The 25,086-nt window shown below is 70.8% G+C and carries 26 protein-coding genes; 10 read left to right on the top strand and 16 right to left on the bottom strand.

Translation table 11 applies throughout. From position 1 onward, the window contains the following. Positions 1 to 2: 2 nt before the first annotated feature. Genes ACFXGJ_RS07000 through ACFXGJ_RS06975 form a run of 6 tightly spaced genes read right to left on the bottom strand, consistent with a single transcriptional unit; the run spans position 3 to position 5,487 of the window. Entirely contained in the window at positions 3 to 1,274 is a 1,272-nt protein-coding gene (locus tag ACFXGJ_RS07000; protein ID WP_378617622.1) for a deoxyguanosinetriphosphate triphosphohydrolase, read from the bottom strand. Next, complete coding sequence (locus ACFXGJ_RS06995) at positions 1,271 to 1,948, bottom strand: YdcF family protein (protein ID WP_378617621.1); 678 nt, start codon at positions 1,946 to 1,948, stop codon at positions 1,271 to 1,273. Before ACFXGJ_RS06995 ends, ACFXGJ_RS07000 begins: the two co-directional genes overlap by 4 nt. A 51-nt stretch (positions 1,949 to 1,999) precedes the next feature. Then, positions 2,000 to 2,614 carry a response regulator gene (locus tag ACFXGJ_RS06990; RefSeq protein ID WP_378617620.1) on the bottom strand — a complete coding sequence of 205 codons (615 nt, stop codon included), beginning with the start codon at positions 2,612 to 2,614 and terminating at the stop codon, positions 2,000 to 2,002. Further along, a complete protein-coding gene (locus ACFXGJ_RS06985) occupies positions 2,611 to 3,756 on the bottom strand; it encodes a sensor histidine kinase (protein ID WP_378617619.1) in 1,146 nt (381 codons plus the stop codon). Before ACFXGJ_RS06985 ends, ACFXGJ_RS06990 begins: the two co-directional genes overlap by 4 nt. Positions 3,757 to 3,778: 22 nt before the next feature. Further along, a complete protein-coding gene (locus tag ACFXGJ_RS06980; RefSeq protein ID WP_378617618.1) occupies positions 3,779 to 4,564 on the bottom strand; it encodes an ABC transporter permease in 786 nt (261 codons plus the stop codon). Between the two features lie 2 nt (positions 4,565 to 4,566). Continuing rightward, positions 4,567 to 5,487: an ABC transporter ATP-binding protein gene (locus ACFXGJ_RS06975; RefSeq protein ID WP_378617617.1), complete on the bottom strand. Its 921-nt coding sequence runs from the start codon at positions 5,485 to 5,487 to the stop codon at positions 4,567 to 4,569. Between the two features lie 132 nt (positions 5,488 to 5,619). Here ACFXGJ_RS06975 and ACFXGJ_RS06970 point away from each other — a divergent pair, with 132 nt between their 5' ends. Continuing rightward, on the top strand, positions 5,620 to 7,650 hold the full coding sequence (locus ACFXGJ_RS06970) for a TPM domain-containing protein (RefSeq protein ID WP_378617616.1): 2,031 nt from the start codon (positions 5,620 to 5,622) through the stop codon (positions 7,648 to 7,650). After that, positions 7,651 to 8,391, top strand: a complete 741-nt coding sequence (locus ACFXGJ_RS06965) for an ABC transporter permease (RefSeq protein WP_378617615.1) — start codon at positions 7,651 to 7,653, stop codon at positions 8,389 to 8,391. Positions 8,392 to 8,452: 61 nt separating this feature from the next. Here ACFXGJ_RS06965 and ACFXGJ_RS06960 read toward each other — a convergent pair whose 3' ends face one another. Next, the gene (locus ACFXGJ_RS06960; protein WP_378617614.1) at positions 8,453 to 9,844 is read right to left on the bottom strand and encodes a glycine--tRNA ligase; all 1,392 of its coding nucleotides are present in this window, start codon (positions 9,842 to 9,844) and stop codon (positions 8,453 to 8,455) included. Between the two features lie 176 nt (positions 9,845 to 10,020). On the opposite strand from ACFXGJ_RS06960, the gene ACFXGJ_RS06955 reads away from it, so the two are divergent. The 3 genes from ACFXGJ_RS06955 to ACFXGJ_RS06945 are packed head-to-tail and all read left to right on the top strand — an operon-like array spanning position 10,021 to position 11,601. Continuing rightward, entirely contained in the window at positions 10,021 to 10,389 is a 369-nt protein-coding gene (locus tag ACFXGJ_RS06955; RefSeq protein ID WP_378617613.1) for an ArsR/SmtB family transcription factor, read from the top strand. A 2-nt stretch (positions 10,390 to 10,391) separates the two neighbouring features. Continuing rightward, complete coding sequence (locus tag ACFXGJ_RS06950; RefSeq protein ID WP_378617634.1) at positions 10,392 to 10,814, top strand: Fur family transcriptional regulator; 423 nt, start codon at positions 10,392 to 10,394, stop codon at positions 10,812 to 10,814. 52 nt (positions 10,815 to 10,866) lie between these two features. Then, complete coding sequence (locus tag ACFXGJ_RS06945) at positions 10,867 to 11,601, top strand: Clp protease N-terminal domain-containing protein (RefSeq protein WP_378617612.1); 735 nt, start codon at positions 10,867 to 10,869, stop codon at positions 11,599 to 11,601. Here ACFXGJ_RS06945 and ACFXGJ_RS06940 read toward each other — a convergent pair. The 4 genes from ACFXGJ_RS06940 to recO all read right to left on the bottom strand — a co-directional run bounded on the left by ACFXGJ_RS06940 (position 11,598) and on the right by recO (position 15,048). Continuing rightward, a complete protein-coding gene (locus tag ACFXGJ_RS06940) occupies positions 11,598 to 13,001 on the bottom strand; it encodes an aldehyde dehydrogenase family protein (protein ID WP_378617611.1) in 1,404 nt (467 codons plus the stop codon). The two genes, ACFXGJ_RS06945 and ACFXGJ_RS06940, sit on opposite strands and share 4 nt — an antisense overlap. Positions 13,002 to 13,077: 76 nt before the next feature. After that, complete coding sequence (locus tag ACFXGJ_RS06935; protein WP_378617610.1) at positions 13,078 to 13,479, bottom strand: hypothetical protein; 402 nt, start codon at positions 13,477 to 13,479, stop codon at positions 13,078 to 13,080. Next, positions 13,476 to 14,282, bottom strand: a complete 807-nt coding sequence (locus tag ACFXGJ_RS06930) for an isoprenyl transferase (protein ID WP_378617609.1) — start codon at positions 14,280 to 14,282, stop codon at positions 13,476 to 13,478. Before ACFXGJ_RS06930 ends, ACFXGJ_RS06935 begins: the two co-directional genes overlap by 4 nt. After that, positions 14,239 to 15,048, bottom strand: coding sequence for a DNA repair protein RecO (gene recO / locus ACFXGJ_RS06925; RefSeq protein WP_378617608.1), 810 nt, complete (start codon positions 15,046 to 15,048; stop codon positions 14,239 to 14,241). Before recO ends, ACFXGJ_RS06930 begins: the two co-directional genes overlap by 44 nt. A 169-nt stretch (positions 15,049 to 15,217) precedes the next feature. Between recO and ACFXGJ_RS06920 the strand changes: the two genes are divergently transcribed. The 3 genes from ACFXGJ_RS06920 to ACFXGJ_RS06910 are packed head-to-tail and all read left to right on the top strand — an operon-like array spanning position 15,218 to position 18,000. After that, positions 15,218 to 16,663 (top strand): amidase, encoded by a 1,446-nt coding sequence (locus tag ACFXGJ_RS06920; protein ID WP_378617633.1) that lies wholly within the window; start codon positions 15,218 to 15,220, stop codon positions 16,661 to 16,663. Then, on the top strand, positions 16,638 to 17,219 hold the full coding sequence (locus ACFXGJ_RS06915) for a TetR/AcrR family transcriptional regulator (RefSeq protein ID WP_378617607.1): 582 nt from the start codon (positions 16,638 to 16,640) through the stop codon (positions 17,217 to 17,219). The genes ACFXGJ_RS06920 and ACFXGJ_RS06915 overlap by 26 nt, the downstream gene beginning before the upstream one ends. 46 nt (positions 17,220 to 17,265) lie before the next feature. Further along, positions 17,266 to 18,000 carry a polyprenol monophosphomannose synthase gene (locus ACFXGJ_RS06910; protein WP_378617606.1) on the top strand — a complete coding sequence of 245 codons (735 nt, stop codon included), beginning with the start codon at positions 17,266 to 17,268 and terminating at the stop codon, positions 17,998 to 18,000. A 26-nt stretch (positions 18,001 to 18,026) separates the two neighbouring features. Here the strand turns inward: ACFXGJ_RS06910 and era are convergent, their stop codons facing one another. The 5 genes from era to ACFXGJ_RS06885 form a co-directional block, all read right to left on the bottom strand. Then, positions 18,027 to 18,947 (bottom strand): GTPase Era, encoded by a 921-nt coding sequence (era, locus tag ACFXGJ_RS06905; RefSeq protein WP_142097505.1) that lies wholly within the window; start codon positions 18,945 to 18,947, stop codon positions 18,027 to 18,029. Beyond that, the gene (locus tag ACFXGJ_RS06900; protein ID WP_378617605.1) at positions 18,937 to 20,274 is read right to left on the bottom strand and encodes a hemolysin family protein; all 1,338 of its coding nucleotides are present in this window, start codon (positions 20,272 to 20,274) and stop codon (positions 18,937 to 18,939) included. Before ACFXGJ_RS06900 ends, era begins: the two co-directional genes overlap by 11 nt. Positions 20,275 to 20,368: 94 nt before the next feature. After that, positions 20,369 to 20,911 (bottom strand): rRNA maturation RNase YbeY, encoded by a 543-nt coding sequence (ybeY, locus tag ACFXGJ_RS06895; RefSeq protein WP_378617604.1) that lies wholly within the window; start codon positions 20,909 to 20,911, stop codon positions 20,369 to 20,371. A gap of 64 nt (positions 20,912 to 20,975) precedes the next feature. After that, positions 20,976 to 21,977 carry a PhoH family protein gene (locus ACFXGJ_RS06890; RefSeq protein WP_378617632.1) on the bottom strand — a complete coding sequence of 334 codons (1,002 nt, stop codon included), beginning with the start codon at positions 21,975 to 21,977 and terminating at the stop codon, positions 20,976 to 20,978. Between the two features lie 172 nt (positions 21,978 to 22,149). Further along, the gene (locus ACFXGJ_RS06885) at positions 22,150 to 22,806 is read right to left on the bottom strand and encodes a TetR/AcrR family transcriptional regulator (protein WP_378617603.1); all 657 of its coding nucleotides are present in this window, start codon (positions 22,804 to 22,806) and stop codon (positions 22,150 to 22,152) included. 125 nt (positions 22,807 to 22,931) lie between these two features. On the opposite strand from ACFXGJ_RS06885, the gene ACFXGJ_RS06880 reads away from it, so the two are divergent. Continuing rightward, positions 22,932 to 24,527 (top strand): MFS transporter, encoded by a 1,596-nt coding sequence (locus ACFXGJ_RS06880; RefSeq protein WP_378617602.1) that lies wholly within the window; start codon positions 22,932 to 22,934, stop codon positions 24,525 to 24,527. Position 24,528: 1 nt separating this feature from the next. Further along, a complete protein-coding gene (locus ACFXGJ_RS06875; protein WP_378617601.1) occupies positions 24,529 to 25,080 on the top strand; it encodes an AAA family ATPase in 552 nt (183 codons plus the stop codon). Positions 25,081 to 25,086 lie beyond the last annotated feature (6 nt).

Raw genomic sequence — 25,086 nt, 5'->3', positions numbered from 1 at the left:
CGTCAGCCCCAGCTGGCCTGGGCGCCGAGGCTCTGCTTGTCGACGCGCTCGAGCCGGCTCTCGGTGTACGACGCGATCTGGTCGACGATCACCCGGGTGCGGGCCGCGTCGTCGCCCGCCCGTTCCCAGGCGGGCAACAGCAGCGGGTCGAGCCCGGCGGGGGCGGTGCGGGTCAGCCACTCCGCGACCCGGTGGATGCGGTCGCGCTGGCGGTCCTGCTTGGTCTTGTGTCCGGCGTCGGACATCACGTACCGCAGCGCGACGGTCTTGAGCAGAGCGACCTCGGCGCCGACGACCGGCGGTATCTCCAGGTCGGCGGCGTACCGGGACAGCGGCGCCCCACCCGCGACCTCCCGCGTCGCCGACACCGCGGCGGTCGCGAACCGCCCGACCAGCTCGCTGGTGAGATTCTTCAGCGCCACCGAACTGGCCAGGGTGCCGTCGAAACTGCCGCCGGCGGCCATCACGACGGGCAGCACCGACAGCCGTCGCGCCGCCTCGACGAGTTCGTCGACGACCAGGCCCCGGAACTCGGAGGCCCCCATCTCGGCGAGGGCGCGCTGCTCGGCGGGGTCGGCCAGCGCGCGCAGGTCGATCCGGCCCGCGATCACCCCGTCCTCGACGTCGTGAACCGAGTAGGCCACGTCGTCCGCCCAGTCCATCACCTGCGACTCGAGGCAGCGGCGGGTCCCGGGAGCACCGGCACGCACCCACGCGAGGATCTCGGCGTCGTCACCGTATGCGCCGAACTTGGCACCGGGCGACGGCCGCGTCCACGGGTACTTGATCGCCGCGTCGAGGGCCGCCCGGGTCAGGTTCAGCCCGACGCTGTGGCCGTCGGCGCCGAGGACCTTCGGTTCGAGGCTGGTGAGGATCCGCAGGTTCTGGGCGTTGCCCTCGAATCCGCCGCAGCCCTCGGCGACCTCGTCGAGCGCCTTCTCCCCGTTGTGTCCGTACGGCGGGTGCCCGATGTCGTGCGCGAGCCCGGCGAGGTCGACGAGGTCGGGATCGCAGCCGAGTCCGTCGGCGATGCCGCGACCGATCTGCGCGACCTCGATCGAATGCGTCAGCCGGGTGCGGGGGGTGTCGCCGTCGCGCGGGCCGACCACCTGGGTCTTGTCGGCGAGCCGGCGCAGTGCGGCACTGTGCAGCACGCGGGCACGGTCACGGGAGAAGTCGCTGCGACGCGCGGACGTGCCGGGCAGCCCACCGGTCTTGGGTGCCTCGACGACGCGGCGCTCGAGGTCGTGTTCGGTGTAGGCCACTGAGGTCACTGACCCGCCGTGTACGGGAAGTCCGCGGAGAAGTGGGTCAACTGATACCACACCAAAGCCCCTGTCTCCCTGGCAATTCCGTGTATCTGCGACTCGCGGGTGAAGACGGCGGGCCCCTGCCGGGTGGGCGCGGTCCAGGCCTCGAGCCCGGCGTCGCGGGCCATCGTGCGGGTCCGCAGCGAGTGCCACGGGTCGCTGACGAGGACGGCGGAGTCCATCGAGTGCTCCCCCATCACCCGGCTGACGCCCTCGATACTGCGCAGGGTGTCGGAGCCCTCCTCGACCGCGATGATCCGGTCCCCCGGCACCCCGCGACCGATCAGGTAGTTCCGGCCGGACGCGGCCTCGGTGTACTCGTCGCCGATCTGCTTGCCGCCGACGGTGACGACCGTCGGCGCGACGCCCTCCTCGAACAGCTTCGCGGCCTGCTCGAGCCGCGCCTCGAACACCGACGAGGGCGTCCCCGAGTACTGCGCCGCGCCCAGCACCACGATCGCGTCGGCATGGGTGAGATCGTTGATCCGGGCCACCTGCCACACCCGGAACGCGGTGCCACCGACGAGCAGCACGGCGATCAGGATCGACCCGACCACGACGCGACGCGACCACCGGGCGAGGGTTCCCCCGAACCCGAGACGATCGGTGTCTCGCGCGTCTGCTGCTGAGTAGCTCACTCCGCAAGTCTGCCAGCCGCGGCACGTGCAACGGACCAACGGCACGCCCGGTCAGAGCCAGCCGAGCCGTTCGGCGGCGCGGACGGCCTCCCCGCGCGTGCTGGTGCCGGTCTTCCCGATCGCCGAGGACAGGTGGTTGCGCACGGTGCCCTCGGACAGATGCAGGGTCTTCGCGATCACCCCGGTGCTCGCGCCGCCGGACGCCGCACGGAGCACCTCGCGTTCGCGCGCGGTCAGCGGCGACGCGCCCGTCGCCAGGGTTTCGGTCGCGAGCGTCGGGTCGACCACCCGCAGCCCCAGGTGCACCCGGCGCACCGCGTCCGCGAGTTCGCGCGCCGGCGTGTCCTTGACCACGAATCCGCTCGCGCCGGCGTCGATCGCTCGACGCAGGTAGCCGGGCCGCCCGAAGGTGGTGACCATCAGGATCCGGACCTCCGGGCACTCACGGTGCAGCTGCTCGGCGACCGAGATGCCGTCCATGCCCGGCATTTCCACGTCCAGCAGCGCGACCTGGGGTCGATGCGCGCGTACCGCGCCCAGCACCTCGTCGCCGCGCCCGACCTCCGCGACCACGCTGAGGTCCGTCTCGAGATCGAGCAGCGCGGCCAGGGCGCCGCGCACCAGCGCCTGGTCGTCCGCGATCAGCAGGGTTATCGGCTCGGTCATCGCCGCCCCCGCTCGGGCGCGGCGTCGGGGAACACCGCCGCCAGGCAGAAGCCGCCGTCCGGCGGCCGCGACAGTCGCAGCGCGCCGCCCGCGTCTCCGAGCCGTTCCCGCAGGCCGGAGATCCCGTTGCCACGATCGGTCGCGTCGGCGCGCAGCCCGGTGCCGTCGTCGCAGATCTCGATGGTCGACGCCGTGAGACGCACCTCGCACCGGGACGCCCCGCTGTGCCGCACCACATTCGTCACCGCCTCGCGCAGCGTCCACCCGAACACCTCGCGGCGTGCGGCGGGCACGTCCTGGGCGCCGTCGGGGAGCACCGCGTCGATCCCGGCCGCGCGCAACGCCGACCGCGCGTTGGCCAGCTCACCCTCGAGGCTCACCTCCCGGAGCCTGCCGACGGTGTCGCGGACGCCGGCGAGGCCCTCCCGGGCGAGCGCCTCGATGTCGTCGAGTTCGGCTCGCGCACGGTCGATGTCGACATCGAGCAGCCGGCGAGCGAGTTCGGTCTTGACGGTGATCACGGTGAGCGAGTGTCCCAGGATGTCGTGCACGTCGCGGCCCAGGCGCAGCCGTTCCTCCGCGACGGCCATCGTCGCGAGCTGCTCACGGGCGGCCGCCAACTGCATGTTCCGGTAGATCACCTGCCCGATCCCCCACGCGGCGAAGGCCGCGACGACCAGCTGGAAGGCGAGGAAGTCCTGCGTCTGCTCGGAGTCCACCAGTCGCGGCACCGCGAACACGGCAGCCGCCAGCACCCCCACCACCGTCCACGCCTGGACGGTGGGCAGGGTGATGGCCGCCAGCGCCGCGATGTAGATCGCGAGTGCGAACGCGTCCGAACCCAGCGGGATCGTCGCGAGGGCCATGATCGCGGCGAGCACCGCGAGCCAGGCGTACACGACCTTCGGCTCCGGACGCGGCCACTGCTCTCGCAGCCCCTCGACCGTCCGGAACGCCACGAAGCTCACCACGTACGCGACGCCGAAGGTCGCGATCAGCACGAGCGCGAACACCCTGGCCGCGGTGTCCGTCAGCTGCAGCGCCGAGGACACCGGGTACGCGAGGTAGACGAGCCAGATGGCCGCGAACAGGAAACCCATCCGGCCGGGGGCCCGCGGTTCTTCTCGACTCAGCTCGCTCACGCGCATGACGCTAGTCCGCGGCCTAGACCCGCGCGGTGTCGCGGCGGAACAGCACCGCCGCACCGATCACGAACACCGACGCCCACACCACCAGATTCACCAGGGCCACGGCGAGGGTTCCGCCACCGATCTCACCGAGCGGCGAACGGGCAAGGGCGGCAACACCGTACGTCGGGAAGACCTTGGACACGGTCTCGAACCACCCGGACGGCGGGACGAACAGTCCACCCGCGAACGCCAGCACCGCCAGTCCCGGCCCGAGGATCTGCATGACGTTCTCCGACGGCAGCAGGTAGCCCATGAACAGGCCGAAGGCGGCGAACACCAGCGATCCGAGCCAGGCGAGCAGGAAGCAGCCCACCCACGCGAGGACCGGCAGCTGCGCGCCGAGCACACCCCCGACCACGAAGACCACCACGACCGACGCGAGTCCGAGGGTCATCGCGACGGCGATCTTGGTGGCCACGTAGGCGATCGGGCGCAGCGGGGTCAACCGCAGTTGCCTGCTCCACCCCCGGGCCCGCTCGATGGAGACCATCGCTCCGCCGCTGGTGGTGGCGAGCATCGCGCCGTAGACGGCCATCGAGATCATCACGTACGCCGTGACATTGCCCGAACCGTAGGTCTGCGTCCGGAAGTCGGACTGGATGCCGAAGATCGCGAAGAACACCGGCGGCATCACCAGGGTGAAGATCAGTGTCCGCTTGTTGCGGAGCATCCGGCGCAGTTCGAGAGCGAGGAAACCGAGGCTGAAGCCGCCCGCGACGGGGAGCCTGCGGGCCGACGGGTCGGCGGTGGTGACGGACATGATCAGGCCTCCTGGGTGGCGTAGCCGCGGTTGGTGGTGAGGGCGAGGAAGGCGTCCTCGAGCCCCCGCGAGGAGATCTCGAGGTCGCGGGCATCCGTGTGCCCCAGCAGGTACCGCGCCACCGCGTCGGAGTCCTTCGCGTGCACCACCACACGCTCACCACGCACTTCGACGGAGTCGACACCGTCGATGGCGAGCAGCCGATTCTGGTCCGCGCCGGGCAGACTCGCGCTGATCACCCGCCCCGACGCGAGGTTCTTGATCTCGGCGGCGCTACCGTCGGCGACCACGCGGCCGCGGCTGACGAGCACGATCCGGTCGGCGTAGGCGTCGGCCTCGTCGAGGTAGTGGGTGGCGAACAGCACCGTGCGTCCCCGGCTCGAGTCCTCTCGCATGGCGCTCCAGAAGTCGCGGCGGCCCTCGACGTCCATGCCGGTGGTCGGTTCGTCGAGCACGATCAGGTCGGGGTTCGGCAGCAGCGCCAGCGCGAACCGCAGCCGCTGCTGCTGCCCACCCGAGCACTTGCCGACCATCCGGCCCGCGATGTCGGCGATGCCGGCGCGGGCCAGCACCTCCGAGACCGGTGCGGTGGTGGCGAACAGCGAGCCCACCAGCTGCACCGTCTCCTCGACGGTCAGGTCGTCGAGCAGGCCGCCGCTCTGCATCACCGCGGAGACCCGGCCGGTGGCGATCGCCTCCTCCGGACCGCCCCCGAACACCGACACCCGGCCGGAGTCCGGCCGTGCCAGCCCGAGCAGCATGTCGATGGTGGTGGTCTTGCCTGCGCCGTTGGGCCCGAGGAACGCCACGATCTCGCCGGGCGCGACGGTCAGGCTCAGTCCGTCCACGGCCTGGACGGGCGGTCCCCCGGGGGTCGCGAACCGCTTTCGGAGATCTCGGAGTTCGATCGCTGCTGTGGTCATGGTCCCACCCTGCTCGGCGGCGGGCGGGCGCGCCTCGGCCGTCCGTCACGACTTGCCCGTGACAGCTGTCACGGGCCGACCTGCGGCCGCCGATGACGGCGCGATCGCGGTCGGTACAGATAGATTCATGCCATGTCTTTCGCCCATCCGCGCGTTCCCGGTCGACCCGGTCGGCGCAGCCTCTCGATCGCCGGGGCCCTCGCCGCGGTCGCCGCGCTGCTGGCCATGATCTGCCTGCCCGGCACGGCGTCGGCCGACGCCCCGCTCCGGCTGCCCTCCCAGATCACCGATTCGGCGGGCGTGCTCGACGCGAACCAGCGCACCGACGTACAGTCGGCGCTGGACAGCCTGTTCGACGAGCACCGCGTGCAACTTTGGGTGGTCTACGTCGACAACTTCGGCGGCATGGACGCCGACCAGTGGGCGAGCAAGACCGTCAAGTCGAGCGGGCTCGGCGACGAGTCCGCTCTGCTCGCGGTCGCCACCGGTGACCGCGCCTACGCACTCAACGTCCCGGGCAACCTGTCCGGAGTCACCGACGCGGAGATCGCGGCGATCGAACGCGACGCCGTGGTTCCCGCGCTGCGCGAGGACGACTGGTCCGGGGCCGCGATCTCGATGGCGGGCGGACTCGGCGACGCGATGAGCAACTCGGGCGGCGGGGGCACCGCGAAGTACCTGCTGATCGGCGGCGGCGTGATCATCGTGGGAGCCGGCGGAGCGGTGCTGTACAGCCGCAGGCGCCGCAGCGACCGGATCCGCCGGGGCGTCGAAGCAGCGAAGGACGTCGACTGGACCGACACCGCGGCGATCGCGACGCTGCCGATCGAGACACTCGACGCGCGCGCCAAGGCGGTACTCGTGGAGACCGACAACGCGATTCGCACCAGCGAGGAGGAGTTGAACCTGGCCCGCGGCGAGTTCGGCGACGCGGCCACCGCGACCTTCACCGCCGCGTTCGAGGTCGCCAAGTCCACCCTCGCGTCGGCGTTCACGATCCGCCAGCGCCTCGACGACGACGTCCCCGAGACCCCGGATCAGCAGCGGAGCATGCTGATCGAGCTGATCTCCACCTGCAGCCGCGCGGACCGGGAACTCAACGATCGGGTCACCGAGTTCGACGGCATGCGCGATCTGCTGATCGACGCGCCCGCCCGCCTCGACGCGCTCACCCAGCACATCGTCGAACTGACCGTGCGGGTCCCCGCATCGGAGACCACCCTCACCGCACTCCACGGCGAATTCCCCGCCCCCGCACTGGCTTCGGTGGCGAACAACGTCGCCCTCGCCCGCGAGCAACTGGCGTTCGCGGACCAGAGCGTCACCGCGGGTCGGGCCGCGGTCGCGTTGCCGGCGGGCAAGCAGGGTCCCGCGGTCGTCGCGATCCGCGCCGCCGAGTCCGCCGTCGACCAGACCCGGGAGCTCCTCGACGGCATCGACCACGCCGCGGAGAACATCCGGGCGGCCATCGCCACCCTGCCGGACGCGCTCGAGGACGCACGCAAGGACATCGCCGCGGCGGAAGCGCTGGCCGCGCACGGCGGTCCGGAACTGGTCGCCGCCCGCACTGCCGCGCAGGCCGCGCTGACGAAGGCCGAGGCCGGCCAGGACACGGACCCCCTGGGCTCGCTGACCGAGCTCACCGGCGCCGACGCCGAGCTGGACCGGGTGCTGGCCGCCGCCAACGAGTCCAGGCAGCGGTCCGAGCGGGCCGCGCAGAAGCTGACCCAGGACATCACCGCCGCCAACGCGCAGCTGACCGCGGCGGCCGACTTCATCGGCACCCGGCGCGGCGCCGTCGGCGCCGAGGCCCGCACCCGGCTGTCGGAGGCCCAGCGCCACCTCGACGCCGCCCGCCAGCTGGCGCAGAGCGATCCGTCGAAGGCGCTGCAGCACGCGCAGGCGGCCGGCGACCTCGGCGCCCGGGCCCTGCGCCTGGCCCAGTCCGACGTGCAGCAGTGGGAGGCGAAGCGGCGACCGGCGAGTTCCGGCTCGAACACCGGCGCCATCCTGGGCGGAATCCTGATCGACTCGATGATCCGCGGCGGGATGAGCGGCGGCTGGGGCAATCGGGGTGGCGGAGGCGGCGGCAGCAGCCGCGGGCCCGGCTCGTTCGGCGGGCCGAGCAGCTCCGGCCGGATCGGCCGCAGCGGCCGGTTCTAGATGAGCACCGCGCTGGCGCACCCCGGGCTCGCACTGGCGGTCGTCTGCGCGGTGATGGCCGTGATTGCCGCGGTGGTCTACCGGATCGCCGCCCTCGACCACCCGCTGACCGTCCCAGCCGCGGCGTTCCGCGGCGCCCTGCAACTCGCGGTCGTGTCGCTGGTGCTGACGGCGGCCCTCGAGCACCTGTGGTCGGCGGCGCTGGTGCTGCTGCTGATGTTCGCGGCGGCGGCGGTGACGTCCGCCCGTCGGGCCGATGCCGGGTGGTCGGGCACGTGGCTGGCCGTCGCGCTGGCGGTCGGATTCGGGGCGGTGTTGCCGCTGTTGCTGGTCAGCGGCGTCGTCCCGCTGCAGGGCGTGGCGATCATCCCGATCGGCGGCATCGTGCTCGGCGGTGCGATGACGGCCACCTCGCTGGCGGCCAAACGCGCGCTCGACGCCATCACCCAGCGGTACGGGGAGGTCGAGGCGGCGCTGAGTCTGGGACTGAGCCTGCGGGACGCGCGGATGGAGGTGATCCGGACCGCGGCCACCGACGCCCTGCTGCCGGGCCTCGACCAGACCCGGACGGTCGGGCTGGTGACCCTGCCGGGCGCGTTCGTCGGTGTGCTGCTGGCCAGCGGTTCGGCCGTTCAGGCCGGTGCGGTGCAGATCCTGGTGCTGGTCGGGCTGCTGCTCGCCCAGACCTGCGCGGTCGCGGTGACCATGGAACTCGTGGCCCGCGCCCATGTGAAGCGCTGACGCGCCCGTGCGCGATCGGGACCCGAGCTGAGGTGCCGATCGCGCACAGGCGGCGCAGCCGCTAGGCGCCGATCAGACGCTGGGCGAGGTAGCCCTCGACCTTGTCGAGCGAGACCCGCTCCTGCTCCATGGAGTCGCGCTCGCGGACCGTGACGGCCTGGTCCTCGAGGGTGTCGAAGTCCACGGTGATGCAGAACGGCGTGCCGATCTCGTCCTGACGGCGGTAGCGGCGACCGATGGCGCCGGCGTCGTCGAACTCGATGTTCCAGTTCTTGCGCAGCGCCGCGGCGAGGTCCTTGGCCTTGGGGCTCAGCGCCTCGTTGCGGCTGAGCGGCAGCACCGCGGCCTTGACCGGCGCGAGCCGGCGGTCCAGGCGCAGCACAGTGCGCTTGTCGACGCCGCCCTTCGCGTTCGGCGCCTCGTCCTCCTGGTAGGCGTCGACGAGGAACGCCATCAGCGACCGGGTCAGGCCCGCTGCCGGCTCGATCACGTAGGGGGTGTAGCGCTCACCGGTGGCCTGGTCGAAGTACTTCAGGTCCTGGCCCGAGGACTCCTCGTGCACGCGCAGGTCGTAGTCGGTGCGGTTCGCGACACCCTCGAGCTCGCCCCACTCGCTGCCCTGGAACCCGAAGCGGTACTCGATGTCGACGGTGCGCTTCGAGTAGTGCGAGAGCTTGTCCTCGGGGTGCTCGAGCAGGCGCAGGTTCTCCGGATCGATGCCCAGGTCCGTGTACCAGGCCAGGCGGGTGTCGATCCAGTACTGGTGCCACTGCTCGTCCTCGCCGGGCTTGACGAAGAACTCCATCTCCATCTGCTCGAACTCGCGGGTGCGGAAGATGAAGTTGCCGGGGGTGATCTCGTTGCGGAAGCTCTTGCCGATCTGGCCGATGCCGAACGGCGGCTTCTTGCGCGAGGTGGTGAGCACGTTTGCGAAGTTGACGAAGATGCCCTGGGCGGTCTCGGGGCGCAGGTAGTGCAGGCCCTCCTCGGACTCGACCGGGCCGAGGTAGGTCTTGAGCATCATGTTGAAGTCGCGCGGCTCGGTCCACTGTCCGACGGTGCCGCAGTCGGGGCAGCCCAGCACGTCCATCGCGACGTCGTCGGGATTGTCGAGGCCCTTCTTCTCCGCGTAGGCCTCCTGCAGGTGGTCCTGGCGGTGCCGCTTGTGGCAGTTCAGGCACTCGACGAGCGGGTCGTTGAAAACGCCGACGTGGCCGGAGGCCACCCACACCTGACGGGGCAGGATCACCGAGGAGTCGAGGCCGACGACGTCGTCGCGGCTGGTGACCATGCTGCGCCACCACTGCTTCTTGATGTTCTCCTTGAGTTCGACGCCGAGCGGGCCGTAGTCCCAGGCGGACCTGGTTCCGCCGTAGATCTCACCGCAAGGGAAGACGAGTCCTCGACGCTTGGCGAGGTTGGTTACGGTTTCGACCTTGGACTTGGGTGCCACTGGGGAAGCTCTCCATCTGGGTAATAGATGCTGCGGTCACGTGCGGTTTTCTCGCACCAGCCTATCGGTCGCGACGAGAGCGACCCAACCGGCGTTTGACATGCATACTCGTGCATATCAAAATGGAATTGATTTGCAATAAGGTTGGCCGGGACCCGACGCGAGGAGCAGCCCGAGTGAGCATCACCGACGCCGACGACCTGCACTCCGACTCCACCGTGCACGAGCTCTCGGCTTCGACCCCGCCCGCGGCCTTGCCCGGCAAGGACACGCTGTCCGCGGCGGGCGACATCCTGCGCGCGCTGGCGGCACCGGTGCGGATCGCGATCGTGCTGCAGTTGCGCGAGGAGCAGCGCTGCGTGCACGAGCTCGTCGAGACCCTCGGCGTCACCCAGCCGCTGATCAGCCAGCACCTGCGGGTGCTCAAGGCGGCGGGCGTCGTGCGCGGCGAGCGCAACGGTCGCGAGGTGCTCTATCGTCTCGTCGACGACCACCTGGCACACATCGTGGTCGACGCCGTCGCCCACGCCGAGGAAGGTAAGTGACCGTGACCGAGAAGACCGGCCAGCGCAGCCCCGTCGCCGTCGGCGTGCGCGCCACCAAGCAGCGCAGCGCGATCTCGGCACTGCTCGACGAGATCGACGAGTTCCGCTCGGCGCAGGACCTGCACGACGAGTTGCGCAAACGCGGCGAGGGCATCGGCCTGACCACCGTCTACCGCACCCTGCAGACCCTCGCCGAGGCCGGCACGGTGGACATGCTGCGCACCGACTCCGGCGAGTCGGTGTACCGGCGCTGCTCCTCGGGCCACCACCATCACCTGGTGTGCCGGACCTGCGGCTTCACCGTGGAGGTGGAGGGGCCGACCGTCGAGCAGTGGTCGCACACCATCGCGGAGGAGAACGGTTTCACCGACGTCAGCCACACGGTCGAGATCTTCGGCACCTGCCGCACCTGCGCGACACCCTGAGATGCGTCAACCAACGGTTGACGCATCGCCGTCGTCAACCTAGGGTTGACGCATGTCCGAACCGCTGCAGTTCACGCCCTCCGTCCGCCTGGACGACCTGATCGACGCGATCAAGAAGGTCCACGCCGATCCGCTCGCGCAACTCTCCGACGCCGTGCTCGCCGCCGACCATCTCGGCGAGGTGGCCGACCACCTCATCGGCCACTTCGTCGACCAGGCCCGCCGCACCGGCGCCTCCTGGACCGACATCGGCCGCAGCATGGGTGTCAGCAAGCAGGCCGCGCAGAAGCGGTTCACCCCGAAGGATCCCGGCACGGCCGCCGACCTCGACCCGAACCAGGGCTTCAACCAGTTCACCCCGCGAGCGCGCAATGTCGTCGCGGCCGCACACAACGAGGCCAAGGCCGCCGGTGCCGCCGCGGTCACGCCCGCGCACCTTACCCTCGGCCTGCTCGCCGAACCCGAGTCCCTCGCGGTGATCCTGCTCGGATCGCAGAACATCGACGCCGACGCGATCCGAGGCGCCGTCACCGCGACGCTGCCCGCACCCGCCGCCGACGCGCCCGAGCTGATCCCCTACGACGCCGCGGCCCGCAAGGTCCTCGAACTCACCTTCCGTCAGGCACTTCGCTTGGGCCACAACTACATCGGGACCGAGCACGTCCTGCTCGCCCTGCTCGAGATCGAGGACGGCGCCGGCCCGCTGAGCGGACTCGGCGTCGATCGCGAGCGCGTCGAATCGGACCTCGCCGCCGCCCTCGCCGCGCTGGCGCCGAAGAAGGACTAGAACAGCCTGCGCAGGATCGCGACGGCGCGGTCGGTGTACGGCGGGTACGCGAACCGGGGGTCTGGCTTGAAGGGCTTGACCAGTACCGATTTTCGGTGGCTCAACGCCTCGAAGCCCCACCTGCCGCCGTACTGGCCCATCCCACTGGCACCGACCCCTCCGAACGGTAGCTCCGGAGCGGCGTACTGATACAACAGGTGGTTCACCACGACGCTGCCCGCACTCAGCTCTGCCAGCACCCGTCGCCGAGACTCGGCGGAGCGGGAGAACAGGTATGCCGAGAGGGGTTTCGGTCGGGCACCCACGAACCGGATCGCCTCGTCGAGGGAATCGACCGCCAGCACCGGCAGGATCGGCCCGAAGACCTCCTCGGTCATCACCGGCTCGTCCGGATCCGGACCCACGAGCACGGTGGGCTCGACCGTGAGCGTCGCAGGGTCCGCGCCACCGCCGAGCGCGACCGTGGCGCGGGTGGCCGCGAGGTACCTTGCAAGGCGGTCGAATTGACGCTCGTTGACGATCCGCATGCCTGCGGCCGGCGCGCCCGAGCGGAACTCGTCGACCGTCGCGACGAGCCGGTCGACGAGGGCGTCGCGCACCGACCGCTCGACCAGGAGGTAGTCGGGCGCCATACAGGTCTGCCCGGAGTTGATCAGCTTTGCCCACGCGATCCGGCGGGCGGTGACGTCGAGATCCGCGTCCGCGGTGACTATCACGGGACTCTTGCCGCCGAGTTCGAGGGTGACCGGGGTGAGATGGGGTGCGGCACCGGCCATCACCTTCCGCCCGATCTCGGTGCCACCGGTGAAGAAGCAGTGGTCGACGCCCTGTGCGAGCAGGTCCTGGGTGACCGCCCCGTCCCCCTCGACCACGACCACCGCATCGGGGTCGAGGTACTCGGGAATCAGCCGCGCCAGGAGTCGCGAGCTCGCCGACGTCAGTTCGGACGGCTTGATCACCGCGCAGTTGCCCGCCGCGACCGCGGCCACCAACGGGTTGAGCGTCAGGACGAACGGGTAGTTCCACGGACCGACGATCAGTACGACACCGAGCGGCTCGTTCTGCACCCAGCCGACGGCCGGCATCTGGTTCACCGGTAGCGGGCGGAGGCGACGACGCATCCACCGGCGAACCCGGGCGCGGGCGTACGCGGCCTCGGCGCGTGGCGGTGCGGCGTCCATCAGCCACGACTCGAATGCACTACGCCCGAGGTCCTCGGCGAGCGCCTCGGCGATCTCGCTCTCCCGCTCGACGACCAACCGTTCGATGCCCGCGAGCTGCGCGATCCGCCACTGCACGGGCCGGGTCCTGCCGGACGCATACACCCTTCGCAGGTCCGCCACGACCGAGCGAGCGTCCACCCTTGCCCCGACGGCTTCCGTGCCCTGGTCGATTCCCATCACAACCACCTCGGTTCGGATGTGGGATCTCCGGACGACGATACGGCGGTTGGTCGCTGGCCTCCAGGATCGTGACCTAGGGCAACAACCCCTGCCTGCCCTGGTCCGCCCCGGACAGGACCAGCAGCAACATGGTGGTCAACGCCTCGTCGCCGAGTCCGGCGGCGGGGAAGGTGTAGCGCAGGATGACGTCGGCCAGCTTGCCGCGGGTGATCACCGTGATCGACCCGAACTGCATCATCGAGTTCTTCTCGGCGACCTTCTTGTGCAACGCGGGCTTGACCGGGCGGTCCCAGGCGAGCACCGCCGTCACCGACAGCACGTCCAGGCCGGGAGCCAGGTTCACCGCACGCAGCGAGCACAGCGCCCCCGCGTACTCGAAACCCAGTGAGCCGTCGTCGGACTCGCGCACCTCCACGAAGTGCGACAGGGCGTCGCGGGCCCGGTCCTGCAGCACCTGCGCGGTGCCGGCGCTCACTTGACTCCGCCGAAGCGTCGATCGCGCGAGGCGTACTCCACGCAGGCAGCCCACAGGTCGCGGCGGTCGAAGTCGGGGAACAGCTTCTCCTGGAACACCATTTCCGCGTACGCCGACTGCCAGATCAGGAAGTTCGAGGTCCGCTGCTCGCCGGACGGGCGCAGGAACAGGTCCACGTCGGGCATGTCCGGCTCGTCGAGGTACTTCGCGACGGTCGCCTCGGTGACCTTCTCGGGATTCAGCTCGCCCGACGCCACCCGGCGCGCGATTTCCCGTGCGGCATCGGCGATCTCGGCACGACCGCCGTAGTTCACGCACATGGTCAGCGTCATGGTCGTGTTGTGCCGGGTCAGTTCCTCGGCGATCTCGAGTTCCTTGATGACGCTGGTCCACAGCCGCGGCCGGCGCCCTGCCCAACGCACCCGCACTCCCATCTCGTGCATCTCGTCGCGGCGCCGCCGGATCACGTCCCGGTTGAAGCCCATGAGGAACTTCACCTCCTCGGGACTGCGCTTCCAGTTCTCGGTGGAGAACGCGTACGCCGAGAGCCATTTCACGCCGATCTCGATGCAGCCCTCGAGGGTGTCCATCAACACCGCCTCGCCGCGTTCGTGGCCCGCGGTGCGCGGCAGGCCGCGCTCCTGCGCCCAACGGCCGTTGCCGTCCATCACCAACGCGACGTGCCGCGGGATCAGTTCGGGCTGCAGGATCGGGGGCCGCGCTCCGGACGGGTGCGGGGCCGGGGGCCGCACGGTCCGGTCAGGCTGAACTTGCGGTTCGCGTCGTCGAATCACGGTCCCCATCCTGCCTGACGAGCTCGTCCGGACGAGCATGCGGCCGGGACCGCTCGATCAGCGGCAGGGTCCGCAACTGGCGCTCGAGATGCCACTGCAGATGCGCGGCCACCAGACCACTGGCCTGGGCCCGCACCGCTGCGGACGCCGACTCGGTGTACGCCCAGTCGCCGCGCTCGAGTGCGCCCATCAGGTCCAGCACCCCCGGCGAGGGCGTGGCCGCGCCCGGCGGGCGACAGTGCACGCACACCGCGCCACCCGCCGCGACGTGGAAGGCCCGGTGCGGACCGGGTGCCGCGCAGCGGGCGCACTCGTCGAGCGCCGGGGCCCAGCCCGCGAAACCCATGGCGCGCAACAGGTAGGCGTCGAGAACCAGTTCCGCGGGGCGGACCTGCTCGCTGACCGCGCGCAGCGCGCCCACGGTCAGCCGGTGCAGTCGCGGTGCGGGCGCTCGCTCCTCGCCCGAGAGCCGTTCGGCGGTCTCGAGCACCGCGCAGGCGGTGGTGTACCGGCCGTAGTCGTCGACGATGTCCCCGGCGAAGGCGTCGATGGTCTGCACCTGGGTGACGATGTCGAGGTTGCGGCCCGGGTAGAGCTGGACGTCGATGTGCGCGAAGGGCTCGAGCCGGGCGCCGAACTTCGACTTGGTCCGGCGCACGCCCTTGGCCACGGCCCGGACGAGTCCGTGCTGGCGGGTCAGGAGGGTGACGATGCGGTCCGCCTCGCCCAGCTTGTGCTGGCGCAGCACCACCGCATGATCCCGATACAGCCTCACGGGCTCCAGTCTCCCACGCGGGGCGGACACCACCGCACCCCCGCGCCGCGAGTCCTTTCGGCCCGCCAGTGGACCGAAAAGGACTCACGGGCGGCGCCGCCGCTGATACTGTTCGTTCGAACGAACAGTGAGGTCGCGGATGGCAGAGGGGACGAGGATGAGCGCGGACATGGGGCACCAGCGAGTGGACGAGGTCGAGATCGGGAACGCGGGGTCCGGCCGGGTCTGGCCGCCGCTCGAGGAGTGCGCGCGCGCCATCGCCACCGGGTCGACCACGTCGGTCGCGATGGTCACCCGCAGCCTCGACGCGATCGAGGCCAGCCAGTCGACCCTCAACGCCTTCAAGGTCGTCCGCCGCCGGGCGGCCCTCGCCGAGGCCGCCGAGGCCGACCGCAGGATCGCCGCGGGTGAGCGACTGCCCCTGCTCGGCGTACCGATCGCGGTCAAGGACGACGTCGACGTCACCGGCGAGGGCACCGCGTTCGGCTGCCCGGGCGAGTTCCCCGCCAAGACCGCCGACTCGGAGATGGTCCGCCGGCTGCGCGCCGCGGGCGCGGTGATCGTCGGCAAGACCCACAGCCCCGAACTGGGCCAGTGGCCGCTGACCGGCGGCGAGTTCGGGCACACCCGCAACCCGTGGGCGGCCGACCGGACCCCCGGCGGCTCGTCCGGCGGCAGCGCCGCGGCGGTCGCGGCCGGACTGGTGCCCGCCGCGCTCGGCTCGGACGGCGCCGGCTCGGTGCGGATCCCCGCGTCCTGGACCAACCTGGTCGGCATCAAGCCCCAGCGCGGCCGCATCTCCACCTGGCCGGACGCCGAGGCGTTCTACGGCATCACCGTCAACGGGCCGCTCGCCCGGACCGTCTCCGACGCGGCACTGCTCATGGACCTCGTCGCCGGCAACCACGAGGGCGATCTGCACCAGCCCCCGCCGGTGACGGTGCGCGACGCCGTCGACCGCGAGCCCGGACGGCTCCGGATCGCCCTGTCGCTGAAGATCCCCTTCACCGCGACGCCGCGGACCCTGCATCCGGAGATCCGAGAGGCGATCGGAGCCACCGCGCACACCCTCCGCAAGCTCGGCCACGAGGTGGTGGTCGCCGACCCCGCCTACGGCATCCTGTTCGGCCTGAACTTCCTGCCGCGCTCGATGGCCGGGATCGAGCAGTGGCGAGGCCGCGTCCCCGACCCCAGCCTGCTCGATCCGCGCACCCTCGCCAACGCGCGCACCGGCCGGCTGCTCGGCGGCCTGCCGCTGCGGGCCGCCCGCGCCGCCGAACCGCGCATGCGCCGCCGGATCGGGGCCATCTTCGACGACTTCGACGTGATCCTCGCACCGACCACCGCGACGCCCCCGCCGCCGGTCGACGCCATCGACGGCATCGGCCACATGGAGACCGACAAGGTCGTCACCGCCGCCTGCCCGTACGCCTGGCCCTGGAACATCCTCGGCTGGCCGAGCGTCAACGTGCCGGCCGGCTTCACCTCCGACGGACTGCCCCGCGGCGTGCAGTTGATGGGCCACGACAACACCGAGCCGCTGCTGGTCTCCCTCGCCGCCCAACTCGAGCGCGAACTACGGTGGGACCGTGAATGTCCCGAGCAGTGGTGGTGAGGTGACCGAACAGGCGCCGGTGCGCGAACGGATCCTGGCGGCGGTGCTCAACGTGATCGGCACCGACGGCATCGCCGCCGTGACCAACCGTCGCATCGCGGCGCAGGCGCAGGTCTCGCTGGGGTCGATCACCTACCACTTCCCCAGCCAGACCGACATGCTGCGGGACGCGCTGCTCGGCTTCGTCACCGAGGAGACCGCCCGACTGACCGAACTCGCCGAGCTCTACCGCGACAAGGGGCTGTCGGTGCAGGACGCGGCCTCGCTCACCGAGCGGGTGGTCCGGGACCTCGGCTGGGCCGCCGAGCGGGTCGCACCGTTCGAGCTGTACATCCAGGCAGGCCGTGACCCGGCGCTGCGCGCGGCCGCCGACGAGTGCTTCGCCGCCTACGACACGCTGACCGTGACGATCCTCGAGGGACTCGGTGTGCCGAACGCCACGACGATCGCCCCGACCCTGGTCGCAACCATCGCCGGCCTGCAGTTACGCAGGCTCGCGACCGGTCAGGACAGCCAGGACATCTCCGCGGCGATCCTGATGCTGCTGCCCAAGTAGTAAAATCGGCCGATTGCTCGCGGACAACAGATTGCGTAAAGGTGCCATGGACAGCGTCGCCCAGAAGACCACCATCGTCGTTCCGACCTTCAACGAACGCGAGAACCTGACGAAGATCGTCAGCCTGCTCGCCACGCTGGAGATCCCGGGACTGCACGTCCTCGTGGTGGACGACAACTCCCCGGACGGCACCGGCGAGGTCGCCGACGCGCTGGCCGCCGACGGCCCGCTCCCGGTGAGCGTGCTGCACCGGACGGAGAAGAACGGCCTCGGACGCGCCTACGTGGCCGGGATGACCCGCGCGCTCGACGAGGGCGCGGACGTCGTGATCCAGATGGACGCCGACCTCTCGCACCCCTACCAGGTGATCCCGGACATGCTCGCGACCCTGGCCGGCACGGACGCCGCGGTCGTGCTCGGCTCCCGGTACGTCGACGGCGGCGCGGTCGCCGAGGACTGGCCGTGGCACCGCAAGGCGCTCTCCGCGTGGGCGAACTTCTACGTGAACGCGATCCTGCGCCTCGGGGTCAAGGACGCGACCGCCGGCTTCAAGGCGTGGCGGGCGTCGACCCTGCGGACCATCGATGTCGCGTCGGTGGAGTCCAACGGCTACTCGTTCCAGGTCGAGATGAACTACCGGACCGTCCAGCACGGCCTGACCATCGCCGAGGTCCCGATCCGCTTCGAGGAGCGCACCGAGGGTGTGTCCAAGATGAGCCTCGGCGTGCAGCTCGAGTCGGCGCTGGTGCCGTGGAAGCTGCGGTTCGGCCGCAAGCGCTGACCCGGCCGAACCGCCGGCCCGACCCGCTAGAAGCCGAGGCGGCCCAGCTGCTTCGGGTCGCGCTGCCAGTCCTTGGCGACCTTGACGTGCAGCTCGAGGAACACCTTGGTGCCGAGCAGCTTCTCGATCTGGGTGCGGGCCTTGGTCCCGACCTCCCGCAGCCGGGCACCGCCCTTGCCGATCACGATGCCCTTCTGGCTGGGCCGCTCCACGTAGAGCAGCGCGTGCACGTCGAGCAGCTCACCCTGCTTCTCGGTGCGGCCCTCGCGCTCGATGACCTCCTCGATGACGACGGCCAGCGAGTGCGGCAGCTCGTCGCCGAGGCCCTCGAGCGCGGCCTCACGGATCAGCTCCGCCATCAGGGTTTCCTCGGGCTCGTCGGTGAGCTCGCCGTCCGGGTAGAACGCGGGGCCCTCGGGCATCGCCTTGGCCAGCACGTCCACCAGCAGCTCGACCTGCTCCCCCGACGCCGCCGACACCGGGATCACCTCGGTCTCCGGCCCGAGCACCTTCGACAGTGCGAGCAGCTGCTCGGCGACCTTCTCCTTGCTGACCTTGTCGATCTTGGTGACGATGCCGATCAGCGTGGTCTTCGGCGCCATCTGCCGGACCTGGTCGAGGATCCAGCGGTCGCCGGGACCGATCTTCTCGTCGGCCGGGATGCACAGGCCGATCACGTCGACCTCCGAATAGGTGTCGCGCACAAGGTCGTTGAGCCGCTGACCGAGCAGGGTCCGCGGCCGGTGCAGTCCGGGCGTGTCGACCAGGATCAGCTGTGCGTGGTCGCGGTGCACGATGCCGCGGATGGTGTGCCGGGTGGTCTGCGGCCGCGACGAGGTGATCGCGATCTTGGTTCCGACCAGCGCGTTCGTCAGGGTCGACTTGCCGGTGTTCGGCCGGCCGACGAAACAGACGAAGCCGGAACGGAATTGGGTGTCAGTGCTCACGTTCGGCTCCTGTGTCGATCGATGATGCGGTGTCGGCGGGGTCGGACTCGGGTCTCGGTTGTGGTGCCCGCCAAGCTAGAACTGTACTGATCCTGACCCGGCCCCGGACGTCGCTGCCGCCCTCGGCGCGCAGCACCAGACCCTCGACGGAGACCTCCGAACCCGGCAGCGGGACGCGCCCGAGCTCGTATCCCAGTAGCCCGCCGACGGTTTCGACCTCGTCGTTGTCCATCTCGAGGTCGAACAGCTCGCCGAGGTCCTCGATCGGCAACCGGGCCGAGACCCGGAAGCGCCCGTCCTCGAGATCCTCGACCGGCGGCGTCTCGTCGGTGTCGTACTCGTCGGCGATCTCCCCGACGATCTCCTCGATCACGTCCTCGATCGTCACCAACCCGGCGATGCCGCCGTACTCGTCGACCAGCAGCGCCATGTGATTTCGGTCGCGCTGCATCTCCGCGAGCAGGCTGTCGAGCGGCTTGGAGTCCGGCACGAACACGGCCGGGCGCATCACCTCTGCGACGGTGACACCGCGGCCGCCGTCGACGTCGTGGTAGGTCTTCTGGACCAGATCCTTGAGGTAGACGACGCCGAGCACGTCGTCGACGTTCTCCCCGATCACCGGGATGCGCGAGTGCCCGCTGCGGACCGCGAGCGAGGTCGCCTGTCCGGCGGACTTTCCGGCCTCGATCCACACCATCTCGGTGCGCGGCACCATCACCTCGCGGGCCGGGGTGTCGCCGAGCTCGAACACGGACTGGATCATCCGCCGTTCCTCGTCGGCGACCACACCGCGCTCCTGCGCCAGGTCGACCAGCTCGCGCAGCTCGATCTCGGAGGCGAACGGACCGTTGCGAAAGCCCTTGCCCGGCGTCAGTGCGTTGCCGACCAGGATCAGCAGCCGGCTGATCGGCGACAGCAGCACGCCGATCGCCTGCAACGGCAGCGCCGCGACCAGCGCGATCGAGTACGCGTGCTGACGGCCGACGGTGCGCGGACCGACACCGATGGCGACGTAGTTGATGAGCACCATGACCACCGCGGTGATCACCAGCGCCCAGCCGCGAGCGAGCATGTCCAGCAGCGCGGCCGCCAGCAGCACGGTGGCGCAGATCTCCGCCGCGATGCGCAGCAGGACCATCAGGTTCACGTAGCGCGGGCGGTCGGAGACCACGACGAGCAGTCGCGCCGAGCCGGGCCGGGCGTCCTTGGCCATGTCCTCGACACGGGCCGGGGACACCGTGTTCAGTGCCGAGTCGACGGCGGCGAAGACGCCACCGAGCGGAACGAGGACCGCGGCGAGCAGGATCAGAACTATGTCACCGGTCACCGGGCGGGGTCACCGACCGGGCGGGGGCGGGCGGGAGGAGTCACTGGGCGGGGGCGGGCGGGCGGAGTCACTGGGCGGGGGCGGGCGGGCGGAGTCACTGGTCGGGGCCGTCGACGAACCCGGTCTTGCCGAGCAGTCGCCGGTCACGGGCGGCCAGTTCCGCCTCCCGCTCGGCCCGCGCGAGGTCCTCGTACCACTCGGCCAGGAGGCTGTTCTGCAGTGCGAACATCTCCTTCTCCTCCTCCGGCTCGGCATGGTCGTAGCCGAGCAGGTGCAGCACGCCGTGCACGGTGAGCAGCGCCAGTTCGTGTGCCGTCGAGTGGCCGGCCTTGGCGGCCTGGTCGGCGGCGAACGCCGGGCACAGCACGATGTCGCCGAGCATGGCCGGTCCCGGTTCGGGCGCGTCGGGGCGTCCGCCGGGCTCGAGCTCGTCCATCGGGAACGACATCACGTCGGTCGGGCCGGGCAGGTCCATCCAGCGCATGTGCAGGTCCGCCATGGTGTCGAGGTCGACGAGCACCATCGACAACTCGGCCGCCGGGTGCACGTCCATCCGGGAGATCGCGAACCGGGCGACGCTGACCAGCTCCGCCTCGGAGACGTCCATGCCGGACTCGTTGGATACCTCAATGCTCATGAAACGCCGTTCTCCTGGATTCCTGCAGGACTCGGGGCCCGCGCCGGCAACTGTGCTTGCAACTTTAGTGCCGCGCCGCACGCGCCGACGACGACCGCCGCTGCGCCCGGTTGCCGAGCTTGACCTCGCCGAGGCGGTCGGCGTCGAAGCGCTCGTAGGCGTCCACGATGTCGGAGACCAACCGGTGCCGGACCACGTCCGCGCTGGTGAGCTCCGAGAAGTGGATGTCGTCGATGTCGGTGAGGATCTCGGCCGCCGCGCGCAGCCCGGACCGGGCACCGCCGGGCAGGTCCACCTGGGTGACGTCGCCGGTGACGACGATCTTCGAACCGAAACCGAGCCGGGTGAGGAACATCTTCATCTGCTCGGCGGTGGTGTTCTGCGCCTCGTCGAGGATGATGAACGCGTCGTTGAGGGTGCGGCCTCGCATGTAGGCGAGCGGCGCGACCTCGATAACCCCGGCCGCCATGAGCTTCGGGATCGCCTCGGGATCCATCATGTCGTGCAGCGCGTCGTGCAGCGGCCGCAGGTAGGGGTCGATCTTCTCGTGCAGCGTGCCGGGCAGGAAGCCGAGCCGCTCGCCGGCCTCGACCGCGGGCCGGGTCAGGATGATGCGGCTGACGTTCTTGGACTGCAGCGCCTGCACCGCCTTGGCCATCGCCAGGTAGGTCTTGCCGGTGCCTGCGGGACCGATGCCGAACACGATGGTGTTCGCGTCGATCGCGTCGACGTACCGCTTCTGGTTCACGGTCTTGGGCCGAATCGTCTTCCCGCGCCGGGACAGAATGTCGAGGCTGAGCACCTCGGCCGGGGACTCGCCCGCGCCGTCGGTGAGCATCGCGACGCTGCGCCGGACCGCGTCCGGGGTCAGCGACTGCCCGCGCCCGACGATGGCGACGAGTTCGCCGATCGCCCGTTCGGCGAGGGCCACCTCGGAGGCCGCGCCGGTGAGGGTGATGGTGGTGCCGCGCACGTGGATGTCGGCGGCGAGGGCGCGTTCGAGCGCCTTGAGATTCTGATCTGTCGAACCCAGCAGGGGCAGTACCGCGTCGGGCGAGATCTCCATACTCGACCGCACCGAGCGCTGTGCGGGGCGCTCCTGCCTGTCTGCCGTCACTGCGGTCTCACCCATATCGCTGTCTGCACTCACGTGGTTGCTATGGCCTACTTCCCTGATTCGACGATGATGTAGGCAGTCTATCGCGCACCCGCGCGCCCGCCCACCGAGTTGTTCCCGGTCAGGACGCGTGCGGCGCACCGGATGCCGCTGCCGGCGAGCGCAGCCACGTCCACGCCTCGTCGACCACCTCGGCCGCGCGGGCGGGCGGGATCCCCAGCAGGACCAGCGAGGTCACCGCGAACGACTCCCCCGAGTCGGTGATCGTGCCCGCGTTCGTCGCCTCGAGCAGGGTCATGGTGACCGCCTCGGTCATCGTGACCAGGACCGCGGCGGGCAGGTAGTCGGAGAAGGTTCCGTCGGCCTGACCTCGCTCGACGATCTCCACGCTGGGCGCGCGCGCGGGTTCGAGCATGTCGTGGATGCGTTCCTCGCCGAGTTCCTTGCGCGCGAAGGTCAGCAGCATCCGGAACCGGTCCCCGATCGGCCAGGACTGCAGGGCGAGCACCGCCGCGGCCAGGTCCGGACGTTCGGGCTGGGGTCGCTGGGCGCCGAGAATCGCGACCAGCGCAGCCGAGGCTTCGTCGGCGATGCCCTCGACCAGCGCGTCCCGGTTCGGGAAGTGCGCGTAGACGGTCCGGCGCACCACTCCGGCCGCGCGTGCGACGTCGTCCATGCTCGCGTCCGGGTTCGCGGCGAACGCGCCGATCGCGGCCTCCACGATGCGCTCGCGGTTGGCCCGCGCCTGGCTTCGTCGGGGCCTCGCCGTTTCCGTCACCCCTGCAGTGTTCCACGCCGGGTATGTGATTCACGTCAAAGAAACTTGCACAGCCGTGTGCAGAATCAGTAACTTGCACACCACTGTGCAAGTGCACTGGCCCTGTCGTCGAACGGAGCACCGACATGACCCTCCTGGCATCCCAGCCGGTCACCGACCAGCAGCGGCCGTACCGCTGGCGGTGGGCGGCGCTCGCGGTGCTCTGCCTGAGCCTGCTGATCGTGGTGATGGCGAACACGGCACTGATCGTCGCGGCCCCGGACATGACGCGGGATCTCGAGCTCACCAGCGCCGGACTGCAGTGGGTCATCGACGGCTACACCGTCCCGTACGCGGCGTTGATGCTGCTGTGCGGCGTGATCGGCGACAAGTACAGCCGACGCGGCGCACTGCTCACCGGACTGCTCGTGTTCGGCGGCGGCGCGGTGTTCGGCAGCCTCGCCGACACGACCTCCGAGGTGATCGGGGCCCGGATCGCGATGGGCGTCGGCGCGGCGATCATCATGCCCGCGACGCTCTCGCTGCTCGTCGCGACCTTCCCCAAGTCCGAGCGAACCCGCGCGATCGCGGCCTGGGCGGCGACCTCCGGGCTGGCGATCGCGCTCGGCCCCCTGCTCGCCGGCTGGATCCTCGAAAGCCGTTCCTGGAGTGCGACCTTCCTCATCAACGTGCCCATCGCCGCGATCGCCGCGGTGGCGGCGCTGATCCTGGTGCCGCCGTCCCGGGCGGAGGGGCTCGGCCGGATCGACTGGATCGGCGGCCTGTTGTCGGTGGCCGCGATCGGCACCGGGGTCTACGGGATCATCAACGGCTTCCACTTCGGCTGGTCGGCCGGGCCGACCGCCGCGTGCGCGGGCGCGGTGCTCGGCCTGGCGGCGTTCGTCGCCTGGGAGCTGCGGCACCCGCAGCCGCTGCTCGACGTGCGCAAGCTCGGCGACCGCACCGTCGGCGGCGCCACCCTCGCGGTGCTGCTGGTGTTCCTCGCCGCGTTCGGCGCGATCTACTTCATCGCCCAGCAGTTCCAGTTCGTCCTCGGCTACGGCCCGCTGGAGACCGGCGTGCGCCTGCTCCCCCTCGCCGCGGCGGTCTCCGCCGGCGCGCTCGTCAGCGGACGGCTCGCGCCGCGCCTCGGCCTGCGTGGCACGGTCGTCGCCGGGATGGTGCTCGCCGCGGCGGGCATCCTGGCGATGACCAGGGTGGGCGGCGGATCCGGCTACCTCGCCTTCGCGGTCCCGCTGATCCTGCTGGGGCTGGGCATCGGAATCGGCCAGCCGCCGGCGACCGACGCGATCATGGGACGGTTCCCCGACAGCGACCTCGGTGCGGCCGGCGGACTCAACGACACCGCGATCGAGCTCGGCGGGTCGCTGGGCATCGCCGTCCTCGGCTCGATCCTGGCCGCCGGGTACAAGCAGTCGGTCGCACCGTTCCTCGACGCGGCGCCGCTACCCGTGCTGTCCGGCGACATGGCCGCGCAGGCAGACTTCGCGATGGAGGTCTCCCGCGAATCCGTCGGGGGCGCAACGATCGTCGCTCAGGAACTCGCGGCCAATCCGCTGTCGGCCCGATACGCCGAGCCACTGCACGAGGCGGCCTCGGTGGCGTTCGCCGACGCCATCACCCAGGCCAGCCTGGTAGGCGGGCTGACGCTGCTGGCCGGGACCGCGGTGGTCGCGCTGATCCTGCCGCGCCGCGCCACGACCGCCGGGCATACTGCGTGACATGTTCGCGCTACTGCTGACCGGACCGCCCGGCGCCGGAAAGAGCACGGCGGTGACCACGCTGCACGACGACCTCGGCGAGGCCGGCGTCGCCAACGCCCTGCTCGAACTCGACGAGTTGGAGCGGAGCTACCCGCCGCTGCCCCCGGCCCGGCTCGTCTCGCACCTGGCGATGCTTGCCGGCTCCTATCGCGACGCGGGGTACCCACTGCTGCTGGTCACCGCGACCGTGGAGGACGACGCCTACGGTGCGGCGGTGCTGGCGGCGATCGGCGCGGACGAGCACCTGCTGGTGCGCCTGGACGCCGAACCCGAAACGGTTCGCCGTCGGGTCCTCGAGCGGGAGCCCGAATCCTGGTCGGGGCGGGACGAACTGGCCGACGCGGCGTTCCGCCTGGCCACCACGATGCGCGCGCTCACCGGCGTCGACCTCGTCCTGAGCACCGAGGGACGGGATCCCGGTCGAGTAGCCGGGCAACTCGAGGACGCCCTTCGACGCCGCCCGGGCGCACCTCTCCGGGCCGCCGACCCGAACGCCGCCTCGACGGCGTGAACTGAA

The sequence above is a fragment of the Rhodococcus sp. NPDC059234 genome (genome assembly GCF_042754225.1).
Lineage (GTDB): Bacteria > Actinomycetota > Actinomycetes > Mycobacteriales > Mycobacteriaceae > Rhodococcus_G.
This window is presented reverse-complemented; position numbering and strand designations above follow the sequence as displayed.

Bases quoted from the DNA above. Each gene is read 5' to 3' on its own strand.
- ACFXGJ_RS06990 (WP_378617620.1), bottom strand. From the start codon at position 2,614: ATGACCGAGCCGATAACCCTGCTGATCGCGGACGACCAGGCGCTGGTG.
- ACFXGJ_RS06880 (WP_378617602.1), top strand. From the start codon at position 22,932: ATGACCCTCCTGGCATCCCAGCCGGTCACCGACCAGCAGCGGCCGTAC.
- ACFXGJ_RS06875 (WP_378617601.1), top strand. From the start codon at position 24,529: ATGTTCGCGCTACTGCTGACCGGACCGCCCGGCGCCGGAAAGAGCACG.
- ACFXGJ_RS06965 (WP_378617615.1), top strand. From the start codon at position 7,651: ATGAGCACCGCGCTGGCGCACCCCGGGCTCGCACTGGCGGTCGTCTGC.
- ACFXGJ_RS06890 (WP_378617632.1), bottom strand. From the start codon at position 21,977: ATGGAGATCTCGCCCGACGCGGTACTGCCCCTGCTGGGTTCGACAGAT.
- ACFXGJ_RS06945 (WP_378617612.1), top strand. From the start codon at position 10,867: ATGTCCGAACCGCTGCAGTTCACGCCCTCCGTCCGCCTGGACGACCTG.
- ACFXGJ_RS06910 (WP_378617606.1), top strand. From the start codon at position 17,266: ATGGACAGCGTCGCCCAGAAGACCACCATCGTCGTTCCGACCTTCAAC.
- ACFXGJ_RS06970 (WP_378617616.1), top strand. From the start codon at position 5,620: ATGTCTTTCGCCCATCCGCGCGTTCCCGGTCGACCCGGTCGGCGCAGC.
- ACFXGJ_RS06980 (WP_378617618.1), bottom strand. From the start codon at position 4,564: ATGTCCGTCACCACCGCCGACCCGTCGGCCCGCAGGCTCCCCGTCGCG.
- ACFXGJ_RS06975 (WP_378617617.1), bottom strand. From the start codon at position 5,487: ATGACCACAGCAGCGATCGAACTCCGAGATCTCCGAAAGCGGTTCGCG.
- ACFXGJ_RS06940 (WP_378617611.1), bottom strand. From the start codon at position 13,001: ATGGGAATCGACCAGGGCACGGAAGCCGTCGGGGCAAGGGTGGACGCT.
- ybeY (WP_378617604.1), bottom strand. From the start codon at position 20,911: ATGAGCATTGAGGTATCCAACGAGTCCGGCATGGACGTCTCCGAGGCG.
- ACFXGJ_RS06930 (WP_378617609.1), bottom strand. From the start codon at position 14,282: ATGGGGACCGTGATTCGACGACGCGAACCGCAAGTTCAGCCTGACCGG.
- ACFXGJ_RS06920 (WP_378617633.1), top strand. From the start codon at position 15,218: ATGGGGCACCAGCGAGTGGACGAGGTCGAGATCGGGAACGCGGGGTCC.